This window comes from Methanolobus halotolerans (assembly GCF_004745425.1).
In the GTDB taxonomy this organism is placed as follows: domain Archaea; phylum Halobacteriota; class Methanosarcinia; order Methanosarcinales; family Methanosarcinaceae; genus Methanolobus; species Methanolobus halotolerans.
This window is the reverse complement of the sequence record NZ_PGGK01000009.1, coordinates 62,309-81,950: the sequence shown is the minus strand read 5'-3', so window position 1 is coordinate 81,950 and position 19,642 is coordinate 62,309. Positions and strand designations below refer to the sequence as shown.

General features: G+C 44.6%; 20 protein-coding genes and 3 tRNA genes. 9 read left to right on the top strand and 14 right to left on the bottom strand.

Features of this window, described 5'->3' with window-relative positions; translation table 11 throughout:
• The first annotated feature begins 277 nt into the window (after positions 1–277).
• Positions 278–736 (top strand): transcriptional regulator FilR1 domain-containing protein, encoded by a 459-nt coding sequence (locus CUN85_RS09265; protein WP_135390041.1) that lies wholly within the window; start codon positions 278–280, stop codon positions 734–736.
• Positions 737–754: 18 nt separating this feature from the next.
• Here the strand turns inward: CUN85_RS09265 and CUN85_RS09260 are convergent.
• The 5 genes from CUN85_RS09260 to CUN85_RS09240 form a co-directional block, all read right to left on the bottom strand.
• Positions 755–842, bottom strand: a tRNA-Leu gene (locus CUN85_RS09260).
• A gap of 59 nt (positions 843–901) precedes the next feature.
• Complete coding sequence (argF, locus tag CUN85_RS09255; RefSeq protein WP_394346220.1) at positions 902–1,807, bottom strand: ornithine carbamoyltransferase; 906 nt, start codon at positions 1,805–1,807, stop codon at positions 902–904.
• Between the two features lie 17 nt (positions 1,808–1,824).
• The gene (gene purD / locus CUN85_RS09250) at positions 1,825–3,129 is read right to left on the bottom strand and encodes a phosphoribosylamine--glycine ligase (RefSeq protein WP_135390039.1); all 1,305 of its coding nucleotides are present in this window, start codon (positions 3,127–3,129) and stop codon (positions 1,825–1,827) included.
• A 153-nt stretch (positions 3,130–3,282) separates the two neighbouring features.
• Positions 3,283–3,831: an orotate phosphoribosyltransferase gene (pyrE, locus tag CUN85_RS09245; RefSeq protein WP_135390038.1), complete on the bottom strand. Its 549-nt coding sequence runs from the start codon at positions 3,829–3,831 to the stop codon at positions 3,283–3,285.
• 144 nt (positions 3,832–3,975) lie between these two features.
• Positions 3,976–4,533 (bottom strand): CDP-2,3-bis-(O-geranylgeranyl)-sn-glycerol synthase, encoded by a 558-nt coding sequence (locus tag CUN85_RS09240; protein ID WP_135390064.1) that lies wholly within the window; start codon positions 4,531–4,533, stop codon positions 3,976–3,978.
• Positions 4,534–4,663: 130 nt separating this feature from the next.
• Here CUN85_RS09240 and CUN85_RS09235 point away from each other — a divergent pair, with 130 nt between their 5' ends.
• Positions 4,664–5,623 (top strand): cytochrome c-type biogenesis CcmF C-terminal domain-containing protein, encoded by a 960-nt coding sequence (locus CUN85_RS09235; protein ID WP_135390037.1) that lies wholly within the window; start codon positions 4,664–4,666, stop codon positions 5,621–5,623.
• Entirely contained in the window at positions 5,620–6,684 is a 1,065-nt protein-coding gene (ccsA, locus tag CUN85_RS09230) for a cytochrome c biogenesis protein CcsA (RefSeq protein ID WP_135390036.1), read from the top strand. The genes CUN85_RS09235 and ccsA overlap by 4 nt, the downstream gene beginning before the upstream one ends.
• A 17-nt stretch (positions 6,685–6,701) precedes the next feature.
• Here the strand turns inward: ccsA and CUN85_RS09225 are convergent, their stop codons facing one another.
• Positions 6,702–6,986 carry an exodeoxyribonuclease VII small subunit gene (locus CUN85_RS09225; protein WP_135390035.1) on the bottom strand — a complete coding sequence of 95 codons (285 nt, stop codon included), beginning with the start codon at positions 6,984–6,986 and terminating at the stop codon, positions 6,702–6,704.
• Positions 6,987–7,012: 26 nt separating this feature from the next.
• On the bottom strand, positions 7,013–8,215 hold the full coding sequence (gene xseA, locus CUN85_RS09220; protein WP_135390034.1) for an exodeoxyribonuclease VII large subunit: 1,203 nt from the start codon (positions 8,213–8,215) through the stop codon (positions 7,013–7,015).
• A gap of 190 nt (positions 8,216–8,405) precedes the next feature.
• Between xseA and CUN85_RS09215 the strand changes: the two genes are divergently transcribed.
• The 3 genes from CUN85_RS09215 (at position 8,406) to CUN85_RS09205 (ending at position 13,520) form a co-directional block, all read left to right on the top strand.
• Positions 8,406–10,949, top strand: a complete 2,544-nt coding sequence (locus CUN85_RS09215) for a type II/IV secretion system ATPase subunit (RefSeq protein WP_135390033.1) — start codon at positions 8,406–8,408, stop codon at positions 10,947–10,949.
• Entirely contained in the window at positions 10,891–12,876 is a 1,986-nt protein-coding gene (locus tag CUN85_RS09210) for a hypothetical protein (RefSeq protein ID WP_235856271.1), read from the top strand. Before CUN85_RS09215 ends, CUN85_RS09210 begins: the two co-directional genes overlap by 59 nt.
• 68 nt (positions 12,877–12,944) lie before the next feature.
• Entirely contained in the window at positions 12,945–13,520 is a 576-nt protein-coding gene (locus CUN85_RS09205) for a flavin reductase family protein (protein WP_135390032.1), read from the top strand.
• Positions 13,521–13,654: 134 nt separating this feature from the next.
• Here the strand turns inward: CUN85_RS09205 and CUN85_RS09200 are convergent, their stop codons facing one another.
• A complete protein-coding gene (locus CUN85_RS09200; RefSeq protein ID WP_135390031.1) occupies positions 13,655–13,840 on the bottom strand; it encodes a 4Fe-4S dicluster domain-containing protein in 186 nt (61 codons plus the stop codon).
• A gap of 92 nt (positions 13,841–13,932) precedes the next feature.
• On the opposite strand from CUN85_RS09200, the gene CUN85_RS09195 reads away from it, so the two are divergent.
• From CUN85_RS09195 to uppS, 3 genes are all read left to right on the top strand, one after another.
• Positions 13,933–14,988: a radical SAM protein gene (locus CUN85_RS09195; RefSeq protein ID WP_135390030.1), complete on the top strand. Its 1,056-nt coding sequence runs from the start codon at positions 13,933–13,935 to the stop codon at positions 14,986–14,988.
• A gap of 114 nt (positions 14,989–15,102) precedes the next feature.
• Positions 15,103–15,414 carry a DUF2551 domain-containing protein gene (locus tag CUN85_RS09190; RefSeq protein WP_205804406.1) on the top strand — a complete coding sequence of 104 codons (312 nt, stop codon included), beginning with the start codon at positions 15,103–15,105 and terminating at the stop codon, positions 15,412–15,414.
• 87 nt (positions 15,415–15,501) lie between these two features.
• Positions 15,502–16,380, top strand: a complete 879-nt coding sequence (gene uppS, locus CUN85_RS09185; protein WP_135390061.1) for a polyprenyl diphosphate synthase — start codon at positions 15,502–15,504, stop codon at positions 16,378–16,380.
• 163 nt (positions 16,381–16,543) lie between these two features.
• Here the strand turns inward: uppS and CUN85_RS09180 are convergent, their stop codons facing one another.
• The 6 genes from CUN85_RS09180 to CUN85_RS09155 all read right to left on the bottom strand — a co-directional run bounded on the left by CUN85_RS09180 (position 16,544) and on the right by CUN85_RS09155 (position 19,640).
• Positions 16,544–16,915, bottom strand: coding sequence for a PRC-barrel domain-containing protein (locus tag CUN85_RS09180; protein ID WP_135390029.1), 372 nt, complete (start codon positions 16,913–16,915; stop codon positions 16,544–16,546).
• 456 nt (positions 16,916–17,371) lie between these two features.
• On the bottom strand, positions 17,372–17,830 hold the full coding sequence (locus CUN85_RS09175) for a hypothetical protein (RefSeq protein WP_135390028.1): 459 nt from the start codon (positions 17,828–17,830) through the stop codon (positions 17,372–17,374).
• 284 nt (positions 17,831–18,114) lie between these two features.
• Positions 18,115–18,202: transfer RNA gene (locus CUN85_RS09170), tRNA-Leu, on the bottom strand.
• Positions 18,203–18,303: 101 nt separating this feature from the next.
• A tRNA-Leu gene (locus CUN85_RS09165) sits at positions 18,304–18,391 on the bottom strand.
• Positions 18,392–18,438: 47 nt separating this feature from the next.
• Entirely contained in the window at positions 18,439–19,236 is a 798-nt protein-coding gene (locus tag CUN85_RS09160; RefSeq protein ID WP_135390027.1) for a DNA-directed RNA polymerase subunit D, read from the bottom strand.
• A gap of 20 nt (positions 19,237–19,256) precedes the next feature.
• Positions 19,257–19,640, bottom strand: coding sequence for a 30S ribosomal protein S11 (locus CUN85_RS09155; RefSeq protein ID WP_135390026.1), 384 nt, complete (start codon positions 19,638–19,640; stop codon positions 19,257–19,259).
• Between the last annotated feature and the right edge of the window lie 2 nt (positions 19,641–19,642).

Sequence of the window (19,642 nt, the reverse complement as noted above, 5' to 3'; positions counted from 1 at the left end):
AAAAATGTCCGAATATGTCCAGCGGACAATGCCCTAATATGGAACAGATTTGTGCCTTCTTTCCGGATGATTCAGATCAAGCCACCAACCACGCCCATGAGAATAGTATCAAACTATTCTTTAAATGCAAAGAGTTTCCCTGCAAACAGATAAAATTGGGACCGGCCAGTTGCAGTTACTGTCAGTATCTGGCAGGTAAGGCTTACTAACTGCATCTTTGAATCGTACCTGTCAGACCGGGAGAAGCATATTAGTTTACCTTTTTATTTTTATAAGGATGAAAATAGATCACTATAATATTAATCCAATATCGCCTGGCCCAATAGACATAGACATATACAACATCAATCAGGAGTTATTTAAAAGGTCTCTGGATTCAAAGTCAGTGAATTTTATTTGCAGATTCCTATACCCGAATTTTGAATATTTGGCTTTGAAATGGATAGAGGATCAGGCAGAAGTATCGATTATTGCTGATACCGAACTATTACAGAAAATAAAAGAGAATCATGCCGGCAAATTTAACCATTCTCTAAATAGCGGACTTATCAGGCTCTTTCTCTATTCAGGAAAGATTAACTTCATGAAATCCGTTCAGAGTGATCATTCTGCCATGCTCCTGCTCTTTAACGAAGAAATGAGATATGATAATAAACATCCCTTAAGTTTCAATCCGGGTTCATTCGATGGGGGAAAGCGCTCTTTGATCATTATAGACGACTATCCATACCCATAAAGGCTATTTGAAAAAGTATGGTGCGGGAGGTGTGATTCGAACACACGAACTCCTACGAGACTAGGCTCTGAACCTAGCGCCTTTGACCTGGCTGGGCAACTCCCGCACAAGTGAATGGTGTCTAGTAGTGCTTTTTCTAGTTAAAGTTTGTGTTCGGAACAGAAATCAGCACAACACTCTCAACAGCAGTGATTTCTGAGCATGCAGGCGGTTCTCTGCCTGGTCGAACACTACTGAATGAGGACCGTCCATCACATCTGCAGATATCTCCTCACCACGATGCGCAGGAAGACAGTGCATCACTATCACATCCTGCATTGCAAGGTTAACCAGTTCAGCGTTGATCTGATAAGGCGCAAGATCCCTCAAACGTTTTTCACGCTCATCTTCGTCCCCCATGGATATCCACACATCAGTGTACAGGATGTCCGCATCCTTTGCAGCTTCCGCAGGGTCATGGGTCACCGTCACCTTGCCTCCCATTTTTCTGGCCTGCTCTACTATATCCTCGTCCGGCTCATATCCGTGAGGGCATGCCACCATGATCTCCATGCCCACCAGAGTACATCCAAGAATCGCAGAGTTGCATACATTGTTACCGTCACCAATCCAGGCATATTTCAGACCTTTCAGCCTGTTCTTATATTCCCGGATCGTCAGCAGGTCGGCAAGTATCTGACAGGGATGCTCCAAATCAGAAAGAGCATTAATTACAGGTATACTGGCATGTTCAGCCAGTTCCTTTACAGTATCATGGCTGTATACCCTGGCAACAAGACAATAAAGATATCGTGAAAGCACCGCAGCCGTATCAGCTACTGTTTCACCCCGGCCCAGCTGCATATCCCGGGTATTGAGGTACAGTGCATGACCCCCGAGGTCTGACATGGCAACCTCGAAAGAAACCCTGGTACGAGTCGATGATTTCTCGAAGATCATCCCTATGCTCTTGTTCTTCAGAAGGTCTGTAACTTTGCCTCTCAGGCGTTTTTCCTTCAGGTCCGCTGCCATGTCCAGCAGTTCGATTATTTCTTCATGGGAAAGATCGGTCATCGATAGCAGGTGTTTCATGATATCATCCTTTGTTATCAGTTTCCACGTATCGCGTTCATGTGGTCGATACGCTTCTGTATGAGGTCTCTGGTGCCGATGTCCCGTCTCGAATGCAGATCACCGGTAATGTTTTCCAGTGCGTTCTGGGCTATTTCTTCGGCCCTGGCTATAGAATCAGCCACGCCCACAACGGCTACAGCCCTTGAACCGGTAGTGTAGACCTTGTTGTCATTCTCATATACACTTGAATAGAATAACAACGCTTCGCCGATGTCACCTACTATGACCTCACGATCCCTTGTCGGATTGTCGGGATATCCTGCGGGAACCGCATATTTGCAGACGGTGGCTTTCCTGCTGAATTTGACATCATGCTTGTCAAGGGTTCCGGTAACGATTGCGGATAGAACATCCACATAGTCAGCCTCCAGCAGCGGTAACACATTCATCGCCTCCGGGTCACCGAACCGTGCATTGAACTCTATTACCCTGGGACCTTTGGCAGTTATCATGAACTGTCCATAGAGGGCACCTTTATAGCCCACACCAGTCACTTTCTTCAATGCTGCCACCGTATCCTTCATTATCTGCTTTGCCTGGTTGACATCATCCTCTATCAGGAATGGCAATATCCCACCCGGGGCATTGTATGAACCCATCCCGCCGGTGTTCGGCCCAAGGTCACTTTCAAAGGCTCGTTTATGATCCTGTACAGTAGGCATGAAAGCAAGATGTTCGCCATCAACGAAAGCCTGCAGGGTGAATTCCTCGCCCCAGAGGTTCTCCTCGACAACCACACTGTCCCCGACAAGAAGACTAGCAGCATATTCCTTGGCCGCATCGAGGTCAGGTAACTGGTCACCCATTACCTTCACACCTTTTCCACCCGTAAGGCCTGCCGGTTTGACAGCGACATCACCCAGCTTCTCAATAAAGGCGTACATTGGCGCTTTTTCATTGAATACCCCGAACTCCGGACAACCTGCAATATTATTATCCTTCATGAAATTGCGTGCCCATGCTTTATTGAATTCTATTTCCGCCACTGCCTTCTTCGGACCTGCAACACTGATACCGGCCTCTTCAAGTGCATCAGCAAGACCTGCTGCAAGAGGAGCCTCGGGTCCTATAACTGCAATCTGAATGTTGTTCCGGACCGCAAATTCAACCACCATCTCAACATTGGTTTCCTTCTCCAGCAGGAAATCCTCACATAGCTGCGCAATTCCCGGATTCTTTTTTGACATCACTGCATAGAGAGAAGGATCTTTCCTGCTCCTTGAAAGTGCTTCTGTTATAGCGTGTTCCCTTCCGCCGCCGCCTACTACTAGAATGTTCATGCCTTGAGACCTCGTTTTAAAAACGTTGATAATAGATCCTGATATAGTTGTACATTATTAAAATATGATTATTGACTGTTGATCAGTGGGAATTAGAATAGCACAAAATTCAATTTCCTTAAATAAATAATTTGCCATTTTTTCTTACCGGAACTATTCAGAGGAAGCTACAAGTTGACTTGCCCTGACAAGAGGAACCAATTTTACACCCAGGGAAGCCAGATTCTCCGATGCACCTGATTCGCGGTCCACGACCGTTAGCACTGCTTCGACAATGGCGCCCTCGGAGCGTATGGCTTCAATGGCATCCCTGACAGAACCTCCACTTGTGGTTACATCCTCAAGCAGCACGATCTTCGAACCTTGCCGGACATCACCGACAAAACGCCCTCCTGTCCCGTAACTTTTGTCAGATTTACGAATCAGTACCAGAGGCAATCCCGATTCAAGCGACACTGCGGTTGCCAGCGGAACACTGCCAAGCACAACTCCTCCCACGGAATCTACATGCATACCACGGATAACAGTACTGGCTTCCCTTGCAATCTTTTTTAGGGTTACCGGGTCGGTACTTGCTTTTTTGATATCTACATAATAACTGCTCTTCTTTCCGGAGGAAAGGGTAAAATCCCCGAATCTGATTGCCCCACATTCTTTCAGGGCATCGATCAGTGATTGTTTAACATTAAAGGATTCCTGCATGATGGACACAACTCCGAATAAGCTCAGATTCTAAGTTCTCAATCTCCATGTTCTAACAAATAAGTAAGTTCCAGCAAATAAGTACGGGCCTGAATATAAGTCTCACTATTGATTCCCATGGATTTGCCAGTTACCACTTTACAATCACCAGGGCTCCTTTTTAACCCCTATGAAGTAGCCGACCAGATTCGTAACAAAATGCAACAATGGAGTAACTATCAGCACCGTAAGGACTATCCAATAAGTGAAATTCTCAGTAAACCACACCGGGGATGCCATATAGGTAAACAACCATGCCCCAAACACAAAATCAAGCTGATCGATAACAGGCAAAGGAGCACCCCTTTTCAGCCCCAGTCTGCGCTTGAAAAAACTCATGAACATGTCACCGAAAAGAGAACCGAATGCGAGTGTGAAGATAACTATCAGGGCACCGGGGACTTTACCGAAAGAAGGCAGTTCCATTCCTAGAACAGTACCGTTAACTGTCAGGTAGTAAGTCTGAAGCAAACCCAGCAGCATTCCGCATATAGTACCTGCCAGAAGTCCCCTGTAGGTTTTCCCATCACCGAAGATGCGCCGCCCGTCTGCAAGTTTTCGACCTCCATCGATGGGTTTTCCCCCGCCAAAAACAGCGGCTGTAGAATTTGGGATATAGGCAGGAAGCATCAGCCACACAGCAGTAAGAACTATCTCGATCATATTATCAGAACTCATTTTAAATAATAATCCAATGCTCTGCATGAAGAACGTAGCAACTATATAAATTGTTGCAAGCTCATATCCGCATACTCTAAACTATATATATGTTGTAGACATTGGCTGGAAAAAGATGAAAGGCAAAAAACCTGTTCTAACATCAAAAAATACAATGCTCGCCACCGTTGTTGTTTTCCTGTTAATGGCAACAATAATCATGATGGGCATGATAACACCCCTTATCGCAAAGCTCACAACAGGTGTCGAGATAAGCCTTGGACCTGAGCATTTTAACAGCAGGACGGCTTTACCGACCGCAGCACTGGTACTTATCCTGAGCACCTGTCTTCTTGTGGGTTATATGGGCCAGAAGAATACATTGGTCGTGGTAGGCGGTTATGTTTTACTGTCTGTTTTCTTTGCCATCATATCCCCTTTCGGAAATCTTCCTATCGATGTTTCGGTCCCGATCATTACAGTTGCTCTCATGGCAACTATCTATAAGATAGGAATATCCCTTGGCAGAGATTCTGTCGGCAGGAAGATCAGGGGCATCAGTGCACACCTGATACATCTGGGGATACTTTTCATTCTACTTGGGATCGTATTGAGTGCAAACATGAAAGTTGAAGGCACAGGTGTGGCCTCCCAGGGCGAAATAGTCCATTTCCAAGGACAGGATTATGTTCTAAGGATAAATGAAATGGATTCATTCTACAGGGGAGAGGCATATCAGCAGCATCCCGGATCATCATATGTTACCCTGATAGATTTTGGCATCTATAAAAAAGGCGAATACTTCCGGGAAGGACAGATGGAATATATCACAGACTTCAAATGGGGCCAGAGTTACACCACGACATATATTCACAGAGGACTTACTGAAGAACTGTTCATTGCCCCGAGAGTTGTAGACCTTCAGGAAGGTAAAATAGACATCTATATGAGAACTGTACCCTTCATCAATTTCCTCTGGGGCGGCCTGTATCTCATGGTCATCGGTATCATCGCACTTTTGATAAGCGACCGCCGGAAAGACAGGAATGATCCAGGGATGAATAAAAAGACAAGATCGAAGGGGATCCGGAAATGAACATTGGCATGATCCTTATCTGGCTTGCATTTATTACATGCATTGGAGCCACAGCATATTCCCTTAGAAAGGTCCTGACCGGTAAGCAAAAATTCGGCAAGCTTTCCCGATGGATGGAAGCTGCATGTGCTGCAGCAGCCACACTTTCGATGCTTTTACTCGTTTTCCAGCTACTGGCGGTCAATGCATCCTACGACTACGTTTTCAGCCACTCAAGCACGGACCTCTCATGGTACTACAAGGTATCAGCACTCTGGGCAGGACAGGAAGGTTCACTGCTGCTCTGGGCCTGGGCAGTATTGATGATGACGCTTCTGGTTCGGCATACAGGGCCTGCAAAACAACTTGCAGATACCAGACTCATGGACCTCACCAGAATAGCATCACTTGCCATAACATCAGTACTGCTGTTGCTTCTGGTATTGAAGAATCCTTTTGCTGTATATCATGTAGTATCAGGTGTCGGCGTGGAGTTAACTAACTGGAATCCTTTTGTTGTACCCTATGATGTCCCCTACGGCCAGGGTATGAATCCCCTGCTCCGCAATCCATGGATGGCAGTACATCCGCCTGTACTCTTCCTTGGATATGCCGCGTTCACGATACCCTTTGCCGCAGCCATTGCCAACCTTTTAACAAAGGATGACAGATGGACAGATATAGCAAAGGACTGGATGCGCATAGCATGGCTATTTCTCACGCTGGGTATCGGACTGGGGGGGTTCTGGGCATATGAAGTACTGGGTTGGGGCGCATGGTACTGGACATGGGACCCTGTGGAAACCTCGTCCCTGATACCGTGGATCACATCCACCGCATTTCTGCATACAAGGACACGTGCTTCCTACGGAGAATATGGATTCCTTGCACCTCTGCTTGCGGTGCTTTCGTTCGTACTCGTCATATTTGCAACCTTTGTGACCAGAAGTGGTATGTGGGCCTCGGTCCATTCATGGCAGGATTTCAGCCAGGAAGGACTTGTAATAGCGATCTTCCTTGTAGTGCTGACAGGTAGCAGTACAGTCCTGCTTGCCAGAAGATATTTTGAGGACAGTGAATGATAACCCGTACTCGTTCTTTATCGATCCTCGATGAAAGTATCGGTTTTGAGCTTGCCATTCTCTTCAATGAGGACTTCTATCTTCCTTTCAGCCTTTGAAAGTTTTTGATTGCAGATACGTGCAAGTCTCATACCCTTCTCGAAGACATCAATACTCTCATCCAGGAGCAATTGACCTCTTTCGAGCTTGTCTACAAGGGATTCCAGTTGCTCCAGCGATTCCTCAAAGCTCATATCCTCATTGATCCCTTCAGACCCGTTTTTATTTTCCAGGTCTTCCCCGGCATCCTCCGGTTTTTTCATTCATTCCTCCGTTGATTTCCGATATCTTAAACATGCTCATCAGAAGTTCCTTTAACACTGCACAGTATCATGCCGTCACTCACTAGCACACCTAGATCATCACCTTCGGACACATCTCCTGTGCTTCGAATGATTTCACGGTCATCGGTCCTGACTGCGATACCGTATCCCCTCTCCAGTGTCTTAAGAGGACTTACGGCATTCAACCTGCCTGAAAGATTACCAAGTAAGGACCTTTTTGATTCTATGGTCCTTCCGGAGAGGCGTTCCATCCTGAGACTCAGCTCATCCACCCTCTGCAGATTCTGCCTGAGGAAATCATTCAGCTTTTCCGGCCCAATCCTGCTACATAAATGATGAAGCCTTTCCGAGTAGTCCGAAATATTTCGCATTGCGGCCCGTTCCATACGACTTGAAAGCGACAGGATATGCCTCTCAAGGTCAGCACTGTCAGGCACCGCCAGTTCTGCTGCAACCGAAGGAGTGGGTGCCCGGAGGTCAGCTGTAAAATCAGCAATCGTATAATCGGTTTCATGACCCACTGCGGAAATTATGGGGACAGATGACCCATATATAGCTCTTGCAACCGATTCCTCATTGAATGACCACAAATCCTCAAGTGAGCCTCCACCTCTGCCAAGAATAATGACATCCACATCCGCCCGGTTGAGTTTCTCAATAGAACACACGATGCTTGCAGAGGATATTTCACCCTGTACAATGGTCGGTGACAGCAACACATCCACAGGATACCTGCGTTTAAGCACATTCAATATATCATGTACAGCAGCCCCTGTGGGAGAAGTAGCAACCCCGATTTTAAGCGGATATCGGGGAACAGGCCTTTTATGAGATACCTCGAACAGCCCTTCGTCCTGCAACCTTGTCCGGAGTTGCTCATATGCTTTATACAATTCACCTATGCCGTCCGGACGCATATCCAGAACACGAAGCTGATACTGCCCGCGCACCGTATATACGTCCAGGGAACCGAATATGAGTACTCGCATTGTTGATTCCGGGTCGAATTTAAATGACCTGTTAGTGGACCTGAAACTAACACAACTTATCTGGCTGCCTTTATCTTTCAGAGTGAAGTAATAGTGCCCGGAACCATGTTTAGTAAGGTTGGATATTTCACCCCTCACCCATATCTGATTAAGCATCGGGTCACTTTTCAGCAAGTGTTTGACATAATCGTTCAATTGTGAGACCGTGTAGATTCCCATTATTTACTCCAGCCATTCTCAAAATGTCTTTCTGATATTATATTATGACGGAAGCTTTGTGAAAGTATTAAATCAGGGATTATATTAAGAGTTCCTGAAAAAAGCTAATGACTTCCTGAATAATAACATAGTGAATAAAATAATCTACAAACAAATTTAGTAAACTTTTAATACTTTATCAAATTTATTTATGAAAGCTTCAGTCGGAGATAAAACTGTGACACCTGAAGGATCTGAATCAGAGCCCTTACAAAAAGAAAGAGATACATACTCTTTATCCTGCGATGACATAATGTCGTTACTTGCATCAAGGACACCTTTAGCATTCCGGATAGTCAGGACTATAATATCAGGAAGAATTATAGAAAGTATCAGTTCCCGGATATTCCTTCCCAACAGCCGGAAAGAGAGAACTGAGACATATTGTCCCTACAGGTTGAGATTCTCTAAGAACTACAGGACAATAATACTGAACTGCAGCGAATGTGCCCTTGATTCCAGCTTTGAGAGTCCCGATTGCAGGAGAAGGATCTTCAGGATACTTCAAAAAGAGCCGGCAGTAGACAGGCTGGTATTCTCGAGATTATATGAGAGAGACTATGAGGGCATGGATCTTAATGCTATTTACACCTTGTCACAGTTGCAGGAAAGGTTAAGCGCATATTCCACATCGGAACTTGTTAATAAGAAATGTCCGCACGCTTCAAGTAGCAAAAAATGTGAATCCTGCCGCAGGAAACTACTGGAAACAGCCATCGAAACCTCGGGACATGACCCTCTGAAAGCCTGTATGATCATGGACTGGTGTACAGAACAATTCGGGCTGAAAAATAAGCTTTATGGCGAATTCACAGAATGTGACCCATGTCTCCTGAGATTTATAGACACCCTGGAGGAAATGAGCAATCACACAGTTGATATCCAGAAGGCATTGAACATCGTCAGATTTCCGGAGAATCCTGAATATGAAAGGTACCTGCGATCTTATGTAAGACCACCTTTCTCTACTTCAAGAATATATACCGAACCTCCTGAGAACACACTTTTCCTTGAATGTTATGATATAAGTCACAAAGATGAAAGGTCACTCCCGGTTTCCATCTACCAGTTAACAGATCGCCCTGAGAAGATGTATATCATCAATCCGGTAGAATACTTCCTGGAAGCCGGAGAGCTCAAGCTACTGGAAGGCGTTCGGAAGAAGATGATCCGCCACCGTCCAAAGGACCTTTACTTTGCAGACCCTTCTAATTCAAGGAACTATTTCAGGTTACTTGCAAAGCGTTTGCTAGCAGAGGAAGCCAGGATGAACAGAATGAACCTTGAGCCATCCGGGGCAAAGCTTTATTCAGACATCCTGGTCAAGTACACAACCGGCCTGGGTATTCTCGAGGACCTACTGTCAGACGAAAGAGTAACTGATGTTTATGTTAACGCCCCTGCGGACCGCAATCCTGTCCATGTGGTCATCGATGGAGAAGAGTGTATAAGCAACATTTACCTGTCGCAGGAGGATATGGATTCCATGGTCTCAAGGCTGAGATCAATAAGTGGGCGTCCCTTCGGAGAAGCCACACCGGTTCTTGAAATGTTTTTGAAAGAATATGATGTACGCGTATCGGTTATAGGGGACCCGCTCAGTGCAAAGGGAATTGCCTATGCTTTTCGAAAACATGCAAAAGACCCCTGGACCCTGCCTCGGCTTATCAACACCGGTTCCATATCCTCCCTTTCCGCCGGGCTGTTGAGTTTTATGATGGATGCTCAGGCATCCGTACTTGTTGCAGGTGGTGTGGGGGCTGGCAAGACATCGCTTTTAAGCGCCATGCTACTTGAGATCCCTCAGAAATACAGGATCCTTACAATTGAAGACACACCAGAGATACCCATCGAGGACCTCCAGGACCTTGGATGGAAAGTGCAGGGACTCAACTCACAATCAGCTATCCTTAAATACGGCATCGAGATAGAACCTTCCACAGCTCTGCGCGCCTCCCTGAGACTGGGTAGCTCTTCCCTTGTAATGGGAGAGGTCAGGGGGCCTGAGGTGGGAGTACTTTACGAAGCCATGCAAGTTGGTGCTGCCGGCAATTCTGTCATCGGAACCATACACGGATCATCCACCGGGGCGGTCTACGAGAGAATAGTTCATACTCTCGGAGTCCCACCGGCCTCTTTCAAGGCAACGGATGCAGTCATCGTCTGCAGCAATACCCGCATATCAGGAAGTATGTCCACAAAACGCAGAGTGATCCAGATATCCGAAGTGAACAGGAAATGGGATGAAGAAGAGATTGATACAGTATTTTCCGACCTCTTCAGATATGATCCATCTGTAGATTCATTACTGCCGGAAGATATACTGGACAGAGGTCAGTCTGCCCTGATAGCAAAAATTGCCGGCAGATGGGACATTACCATCGACCAGGCATTGGGCCACATACGTCTGAGAGCAAGGATAAAAGGGCTTATGGCAGAGTACGGGAGGACAGACCCGTTCTTTGTCAAAGCTTCAGCTGTGAGCACAGCCAACAACATGTTCTGGTTGCTGATGGGCGAGGAAAGATACTGCGAGGATGGGACCGATCTGCAAAGAGTATACAGCAAATGGCTGGATTGGTTCGCAAATTTTGCTTCCGGGAAGTCTTCTTTTTTCAGAACCGATCCTGAACAGGATGTCATTAACCCCAGGATGGAGGAAATACCTGCAGGTGGTCATTCTGAGCAATGGTGAGAACTGGTACTATCATGGCTGCAAGTTCACTTTCAGCAATTTCAGCTGGCTGATACGGGACATCGTGCATTTCAGAAGTAAGTCAGAAAAAGCTGTAAGCGAAGAATATCGCAACGCTATGGTATATGCGGGATTTGACCTCGAACCGCATGAAACAGCCTTCTTTGCATACTTTGTAGCTGGTTCGATGTTAATGCTTATCCTTGCTGTTGATTTTATAATATTCAGGCTCATCACTTTCGAATCGACAACTATCAGAATAACCATTATCCTGAGTTTGTTGATTCCTGTAATTGCACTTGCATACCTGAGCGAATATATAAAGATATATGCAAGGTGGATGAAGGTCAGCTCTCTTGGTGATATGCCCGAAATACTCAGTTATATAGTCATGTCAATGAAGATCGTCCCGAATATGGAAGTTGCCATCCGTTTCGCAGCCGAGCACTCCGCCAGGCCCCTTGCAAAAGACCTCAGAAAGATGTTATGGAACCTGCATGTAAGAGAATACAAAGGCATTGAAGATGCCATGATAGAGTTCTCAAACATATGGGGTAAGAACAGCGAATATTTCAAAAGGTCACTTCACCTTGTAAAAAGTTCCACCAGTGAGCCGGATGAGGCCCAGAGGATCATTACCCTTAACAGAGCACTCGACATCGTCCTGGAGAGCACTAAAAGGCTCATGGAGACTTTTGCCTCAAAACTGAAGAACCCTACTTATGTTCTCTATTCGATCTTCATACTTATCCCGCTCTCACTTGTTGCCCTGATGCCGGCAATAACTGTTGTAGGTATTCGGTTTGGCATAGGGACGCTGGTGGCACTTTACAACATAATACTTCCGCTGTTGACATTCGGTTATGCAGAATATATTCTGATGCAAAGGCCTGCCACCTTTGTTCCGCAGAGCATACCCGACAGCCACCCCGAACTTAAGAACATCAGCAGGAAAAAGGAACTTGCTGCATTAACCTCTGTTTGTATCGGCATCTGTATAGCCTTTTCGGGATATGGATGGATGCTTCTTGGCAATCCGGGCAATGTCATAAGCACAGCAACACTGGAAGGGATCATCCCACCGGGCTTGCTTGTTATCCTGGGATTTGTATCTGGAATCTCGTTCTACCTGAACATGAGCTTTATGCCTTACAAGAAGATACGGGACGATATCAAAAAAATGGAAATGGAGTTCTCAGATGCACTTTTTGTCCTTGGAAGAAGGATATCCGAAGGAAGAGCGACAGAGGAAGCTTTCATGCATGCTGCCAGCACGATGCAGGGTTCAGAGATCGCGACTGCGTTCGAAAGGATCCCCCTCAACCTGATAAGTGTCAGAGCAGACATACTGACTGCAATATTTGATGAAGAGATCGGCGCTTTCAAGGATATCTACTCCGACCGGATTCGGACCACAATGATGCTCTTTGTTGAGAGCGCAAACAAGAGTCACGAAGCTGCAGGTGTTGCCATTGTCAAACTTGCGGACCACTTAAAGGAACTCCAGGACGTGGAAATGAATATAAAACAATCCCTTTATGATATGACGTCTACTATGCGGTCCACAGCAGCCATATTCGCACCGCTTATCGCAGGGGTGACAATGGCTCTTTCAGAAGTTATCGCAAAGATACTTCAGAACATCTCAAACAGCATCTCACGTCTTCCTGCGGACCTGATACCCGGTGCCGCCCAAATATCTCCCACAAATCTCGAACAATCCATCCCCTCTGACCTGTTCATGCTTTCTATCGGCACATATCTTATATTGATCACTGCCATACTCACTCGTTTCGCAGGTACCATCGAATACGGAGGCGACAAGGCCCAGCTCATGTATGATCTGGGAAAGGTCCTTCCCCTCTCTGCCATTGTCTTCACTATCTCGACAGTGATATCCAGGATAATATTCAGGGGACTGGTATGATTATTCGGCGCCTGTATCCCGCAAGATTCAATATCCAATAAACTCTACATTAACAGGGAGTCAGATACATGAAAATATCCATAGGAGCTAAACCACTTGCATTTCCGGCGCCTGCCTGGGTGATCGGTACGTATGATATGTTCGGTAAACCTAACGCAGCGACAATTGCCTGGGGAGGCATATCCTGCTCGAATCCGCCATGCATAAGCATATCATTAAGAGAAGCAACCCAAAGTTACAAGAATATCATGGAGAAAGAAGCCTTTACCGTAAACATACCTTCAGAGAGATTTGTCAGGGAAACAGACTATTTCGGCATGGCAAGCGGGAAGGACGAGAATAAGCTAGAGGTGGCCGGACTTTCACCTGTTAAAAGCGACCTTGTATACGCCCCCTATATTGAAGAGTTTCCACTTGTCCTTGAATGCAAACTCATACATAGTTTTGAGATTGGCCTCCATACCCAGTTCATAGGGGAGATTGTTGATATCAAGGCTGATGAATCCGTACTGGATGAAAAAGGAGCACCTGATATTGAAAAGGTGGGACCGGTAGTGTTCGCACCAGAGAACAGGAACTATCACAGGATTGGTGATATACTCGGGAAAGCCTTCTCCATCGGCAGGGAACTTAAGAAAAAGTAGCCGACATCCTGTTTAATGTTCTTTTACTGCTTATATTAAAAAGTTTTTTGCTTTTTAAAGCAATGCAAAGCTACAGAGATACAAATACACAAGATTTCCAGGTCTTTGTAATCTTCAGAAAGGGGACAGGGAATTTACTCTATATAAATAAGGGCCTTGTTGGGACAGATTCTGGTGCATGCCATGCACATGGTACACAGGCCGTAATCCACCCGCACCACTCCATCGACCATGTACAGGGCTCCCCGGAGGCAAACATGGTTGCATTTTCCACATTTTCTGCATCCAATGACTGCAATGTGACCTTCCTTCCCATCCATTGAGTAATATCATGTAACTATTTTACATTAAACTGTTGAAGGAAAGATGCTTTTACCAAGCCTTATATACATTTAGAAGATAGATTGCGCCAATGAGTGAAGTTAGCCAGAGTGAGATCGGGTCGTTTAATACATTTTTATCCGAAGGTTGTAAACTATGCCAGAAGGGAGCCAAAATGGTGCTTTTCGTTACAGGCATATGTCCCAGGAACTGTTTTTATTGTCCGGTTTCCCATGAGAAGCGGACTGAAGTTGTCTATGCGAACGAGAGACTTGTAAACTCTGATCAGGACATAATCAAAGAGGCAAGACAGATGGATGCACTTGGTACAGGCATCACCGGAGGAGAGCCACTTCTCAGGCCGGAGGATATTCTTCATTACATAAAATTACTGAAAGATGAGTTCGGAAAAGAGCACCATATCCACCTTTATACTTCATTGACCCCCGACAGAGAGACTGTTGGCAGGCTTGCCGAGGCAGGCCTGGATGAGATCAGGTTCCATCCCCCTGCAGACATCTGGACTAACATCAAAAAGAGCCGGTATGCCAGATCAATCGAATATGCAAAGGACTATGCACTGCAGGTCGGAGTGGAGGTTCCGGCAATTGAAGGTATTGATAAGATTGCAGAATTCACAAGGAGCGTTGACTGCTTCCTGAACCTTAACGAGCTGGAGTTTTCAGATTCCAATGCTGAAGATATGAAGCTTCGGGGCTTTGTGCTAGAGAATGATATATCAAATGCTGTGGCCGGCTCGCAGGAACTTGCAAGAAAAATCATTCCTGTAGCCGGAAAGATGCATTTTTGTTCATCGGTTTACAAGGATGCCATTCAACTCAGGGAACGTTTGATTCGTATTGCACGCAATACTGCAAGGGATTTTGATGATATTACCGATGATGGAACCATAATATACGGAAAGATCATTTGTGAAAATGACATCAGCATGCAGAAAATAATCGAATGTTTAAGGGAACATGAAGTTCCTGATGATATGATGAAGAGCACTCCAGGCGGAATTGAGACTGCATGGTGGATACTGGAAGATCTTGCAGAACTTGTACGGCAAAACGCAGGTGAGATCTTCATTGTGGAAAGATACCCTTTTGAAAAGGGACTGATCGTTGAAAAGATTCCTGTTTGAAAGCCAAATTATATATGTTAGAATGATATAAGTAGTACGATTTTCATTACCCCACAGGTTTACAATCACAAGTACAATAGTTTTATAAGAGAAAATAACATATAAAAAAAAGAGGTGTTTGTACTGGATACGATAGAAGAGCGAGTAAGGGAGAGACTCATAAAATATCTTAGTCGCGATGACACAGGTATACGTAAAGTAGTATTAAAATTATTTTTGAAAGGTGGTAAATTCACTACAGGTGACGTTTACGAACATCTCCATAATGCAGATTTTGATGTAAGTTATAGAGGAGTTTCAGCAATGGTAGGCCTGATGAATACCAGATTGGGAATACTCAGCATTGATGTTACCGGTGATCATAATATATACTTGTTGAAGGAAGATTACAGGAATATCGTTAAATCGGTCCTAGAGAATTACTGATCGTTCAAAATTATCCTTATAACGGGTTATGTTAAGTTCAGATATCTCCGTTGATTAAAAGCTAATCGAAAAGAAGTGGTGTTCTGTATATTGAAGCGCATACCTCAACTGATCTATCGAGGATATGAACATCTCCTTACACAAGAAGTCAAAAATGCCCCCATTCCAAGGCATGTAGCAATAATAATGGATGGTAACCGCAGGTATGCACGAAAAATGGGGCAGATAAGTGATTTCGGACATTTCCGAGGAGCAAACAGAACTGAAAAGGTCATTGAATGGTCCTGCGAACTGGGAATAAAGCACCTGACAATCTACGCATTCTCTACGGAGAACTTTAACAGACCAAGTGATGAAAAAAATAACCTTTTCGACCTCATACGAGTCAAGTTCAATGAGATCGGAGAAGATGAGAGGACCCATAAGAGAAGGATGCGCGTCCATGCTATCGGAGACATTGAGAAGTTACCGGAGCAGTTACAGGAATCCATAAAGAACGTAGAACTCGTAACATCGGCTTATGATAAGTTCAATCTTAATGTTGCAATTGCCTACGGAGGAAGACAGGAGATAGTGCAGGCTGTCCGCGAGATAGCATCAAAGGTGGAGAAGGGAGAGATATCCCTGGAAGACATCAATGAGGATACAATCTCAAATCACCTCTATCCTTCCAGAGGAGCAGCACTCCCTAATGTAGACCTTATCATCAGGACAGGAGGAGATGAGAGAGTCTCAAATTTCCTGCCATGGCAGGCAAATGGTAATGAGTGCGCATCCTATTTCTGTGCTCCCTTCTGGCCCGAGTTCCGCAAGATAGATTTCCTTCGTTCAGTAAGGGTATACCAGACCCGTACGGAAGAGAGAAGGCAACAGACTGCAGTCCGTGCTGCACACTTTCTGAAAGTTCTCGGGAAGGCAGAGGTTAACGAAGTGAGACAGCTTTCAAAAGCAGGGAAAATTCACTGATTTTAATATATGTATATATACATAGAAGTAACTAAATGTCGAATTTTAGCTGTAAACCGATAGAATCAGATACTATAGGGCTCGCTATTTTGAAAATATATAACGGGATATTTTAAAACAGAGGAACTCATCGTGATCAAGTTCCCCTGTATTCGCTAACCGGTCAAGGAGTTTGTATCCAGTATGGCCTGTAGCCATAATATTCAGATATCCGGGAAACATACTCTCTGTGGGCCTCCGTACCCGTCCCGGGCCAATTTGCCTTGTCAAATCCGGGAGCATTCTCCAGAGTATCTTTGTCAACATTCAGGATAAAACTATGTGCATCCGGTTTCTTACTCAATGCTTTCCAGGGCACTGCGAAAAGTTTATCTCCGATTCCCAGAAAACCTCCAAAGGAAAGCACTGCATATGCTATCATCCCTTCATCAAGGTCGAGCATTATATCTTCTATCTTTCCCAGATCTTCCCCCTGAGGATTTATTACTGAATCCCCTTCAACACTACTTGTAGACAATACCTGCGGAACTGCCATTCTTATCACTCCCAATTATAAATTCATTTATCAATTATTTATGACTGCAGCTTTCATTAATCAAAACTCAAAACTGTAGTTCATTTATATTTGACATGATAGAGTTGTTCACTCAATTTAGATTGAGACCTGATGATTAATATATCTTCGGTCTTCAGAAACAGAAAAAGAAGTAAGTTTCAGGCATATGAATCGGATAAGCCCATAAAAAATATGGTGCAGGGATATATACTCAAACATGTTTTGTACGGTATTTTGCACATAATATTCACAGCCATTTTTATTCTTGATCTGAGTCCTGCTGAAGCTAGAGAAATTGGGATTAAATACAGGAGTAAATGAAGGAATTGCAGAGTAGAGTGAAAAAAGGAGACTTTTACCTTAATACAAAAAGAGATTAGAACAGTATTGGAGAAAATGTCGTTATGACATTTTCAACTCCCTGGTAAGATTGGATTACGGCTTGCCAGCAGGAATCTCAATCTCTGTTTCACTTCTATTTTCTTCTACTTTATCAACATCAGAGGACACATTTGTACTATTACTTCCAAAATCTGACGATATATTCGTACCGTTACTTATATCAGGAACTGATAAGCCAGTTTTTTCCAATGCAACTATCGTAGATTCCCTAGCCATTTCTGTTTGCTCAATTGCTTTTTGTATTGATATTCTGGCTTGTTCAGGAGCTGTTTGGTTTAAATCCTGAAGAGCAATTAAGTGTAATGATGTTGCTTTTGCAACTAATTCATTGACTTTGGAAGAGTCTTTACCAATCATTTGTGCAATAGCTGCTATCTCTTCTCCAAATTGTGCATACTTTGCATACTCTTCGGATGCTTCGATCACTTCTTCTGCATTTCCTTCATCTGCAGCTTCCCCCGCCTTGTTCAATCTACCTTCTGCTACGTTCATTGCTATTTCAGCAGCCCTTTCAGGGTTTTCCTGAGCTAATGCTTTTAGTGCTTCAAAGCTTAATAGGATTTTTTTTGCTTTAAAAGACTTTATCGAGCTTTATTTAAACTAATTTAGTCTTAACTTTTACTTCCAATCTTAATATGCAGAAGGATTTAATTTTTGCAAATGATACTATTTTAACTCTTATAGAGTCCTTCACAAAATATATAATATGCCAAACTAGTTTTGGATTATAGTTGCAAAAGCGCACACTTTTATTAGTTGTATATATCTCGAAAACATGGTGCGGGAGGTGTGATTCGAACACACGGACTCCTACGAGACTAGGCCCTCAACCTAGCGCCTTTGGCCTGGCTGGGCAACCCCCGCATAAGATTTGCAATTGAAAGATATAAACACGAACTAAGTATTATTATTATTATTATTATTATCCGACAAAAGAAGAACACGTTTTGAAACGATAGAAAATATGGTGCGGGAGGTGTGATTCGAACACACGAACTCCTACGAGACTAGGCCCTCAACCTAGCGCCTTTGGCCTGGCTGGGCAACCCCCGCACAAGTGTTGTCAAATAAATATTCAGGAGAGATATCTCCTGACCGGATCACAGGGAATCCAATATTTCCCCCATCCGGGCGGCTTTGTCCTTAATGTTCTTCCCTGCATTTATAATTAACTCTTGGATAGTGTAAGAACCATCAGACTCCATAGTCAGAATGAAAGAATTCTCATCATAGGATACTTTTATCGCATCGATCTCACATATCTCTGCACAGAGTTTGCATAGTATACACTTAAAGATATCTTCCCCGGATATCTCAGCTCCTTCAGGCCCCATTTTGATGATATCCTGCGGACATTCCCCAATACATGCATTACATTTATCGCAGCCACTGAATGTGACAACGGGCATGTTCTTATATCCACAGGCCACTCCTGCCTGCCATTTGGCATGCTGGTGACCATAACCCATATGGGCTATCGCTTCGAGCACGAGTTTCTGACCTTCCTTCAGATCGACAATAGGAACATTGAGATCTGCAGGCAATACTGTTTCATCAGAAGAGATCATGTCACCGGAGTATACCATTTTAGGCCCTTCGGCACTGAGCGTAAGGGAGACTTTGCATGCAGGACATTCAGAGCCATCGCAACTACACTCCTGCATAGGCACGAAGTCCCCTATGTTCGCAGTCAAAGGAACAAGCGCAAGTCTTAATGCAAGCTGTTCGTCGAAGAGGACAGACGTATTGTTGTATATATTGACATCGTCAATTGCAAGTGTAGGTACGTCGGAGAGAGCAGCTCTCCGTATACCGTTCGCAAAGGCCGCACTTACATTGGACAATACGAATTTTGCAGACCTCTCAGATATCTCCAGTACGTCTATTTCCATTGTCATGAGTCACTATCCGCTTTAGATTATACTCTTCTTCCGCCTTTTGGACGTGTCCCGTCATGTGGTACAGGAGTTACATCCTGGATTCTTCCGATCTTGATACCTGCTCTGGCAAAAGACCTGATAGCAGCCTGTGCTCCCGGACCCGGACTTCTCTGCTTGTTCCCGCCAGGTGCACGCACCTTGATGTGAACTCCTTCGATCCCTTTGTCCCTGAGCATATCTGCAAGCTGGCTTGCCATCTGCATGGCGGTGTAGGGTGAACTTTCATCACGTGCGGCCTTTACGACCATACCACCGGAGGATTTAGCTAATGTTTCCGCACCAGTAATGTCGGTCACAGTGATGATAGTATTATTAAATGAGCATTTAATGTGGGCAACGCCCCAGATTCCATTTGTGGCCATGT

Bases quoted from the DNA above. Each gene is read 5' to 3' on its own strand.
- CUN85_RS09265 (WP_135390041.1), top strand. From the start codon at position 278: ATGAAAATAGATCACTATAATATTAATCCAATATCGCCTGGCCCAATA.
- argF (WP_394346220.1), bottom strand. From the start codon at position 1,807: ATGAAACACCTGCTATCGATGACCGATCTTTCCCATGAAGAAATAATC.
- purD (WP_135390039.1), bottom strand. From the start codon at position 3,129: ATGAACATTCTAGTAGTAGGCGGCGGCGGAAGGGAACACGCTATAACA.
- pyrE (WP_135390038.1), bottom strand. From the start codon at position 3,831: ATGCAGGAATCCTTTAATGTTAAACAATCACTGATCGATGCCCTGAAA.
- CUN85_RS09240 (WP_135390064.1), bottom strand. From the start codon at position 4,533: ATGATCGAGATAGTTCTTACTGCTGTGTGGCTGATGCTTCCTGCCTAT.
- CUN85_RS09235 (WP_135390037.1), top strand. From the start codon at position 4,664: ATGAAAGGCAAAAAACCTGTTCTAACATCAAAAAATACAATGCTCGCC.
- ccsA (WP_135390036.1), top strand. From the start codon at position 5,620: ATGAACATTGGCATGATCCTTATCTGGCTTGCATTTATTACATGCATT.
- CUN85_RS09225 (WP_135390035.1), bottom strand. From the start codon at position 6,986: ATGAAAAAACCGGAGGATGCCGGGGAAGACCTGGAAAATAAAAACGGG.
- xseA (WP_135390034.1), bottom strand. From the start codon at position 8,215: ATGGGAATCTACACGGTCTCACAATTGAACGATTATGTCAAACACTTG.
- CUN85_RS09215 (WP_135390033.1), top strand. From the start codon at position 8,406: ATGAAAGCTTCAGTCGGAGATAAAACTGTGACACCTGAAGGATCTGAA.
- CUN85_RS09210 (WP_235856271.1), top strand. From the start codon at position 10,891: ATGTCATTAACCCCAGGATGGAGGAAATACCTGCAGGTGGTCATTCTG.
- CUN85_RS09205 (WP_135390032.1), top strand. From the start codon at position 12,945: ATGAAAATATCCATAGGAGCTAAACCACTTGCATTTCCGGCGCCTGCC.
- CUN85_RS09200 (WP_135390031.1), bottom strand. From the start codon at position 13,840: ATGGATGGGAAGGAAGGTCACATTGCAGTCATTGGATGCAGAAAATGT.
- CUN85_RS09195 (WP_135390030.1), top strand. From the start codon at position 13,933: ATGAGTGAAGTTAGCCAGAGTGAGATCGGGTCGTTTAATACATTTTTA.
- CUN85_RS09180 (WP_135390029.1), bottom strand. From the start codon at position 16,915: ATGGCAGTTCCGCAGGTATTGTCTACAAGTAGTGTTGAAGGGGATTCA.
- CUN85_RS09175 (WP_135390028.1), bottom strand. From the start codon at position 17,830: ATGAACGTAGCAGAAGGTAGATTGAACAAGGCGGGGGAAGCTGCAGAT.
- CUN85_RS09160 (WP_135390027.1), bottom strand. From the start codon at position 19,236: ATGACAATGGAAATAGACGTACTGGAGATATCTGAGAGGTCTGCAAAA.
- CUN85_RS09155 (WP_135390026.1), bottom strand. From the start codon at position 19,640: ATGGCCACAAATGGAATCTGGGGCGTTGCCCACATTAAATGCTCATTT.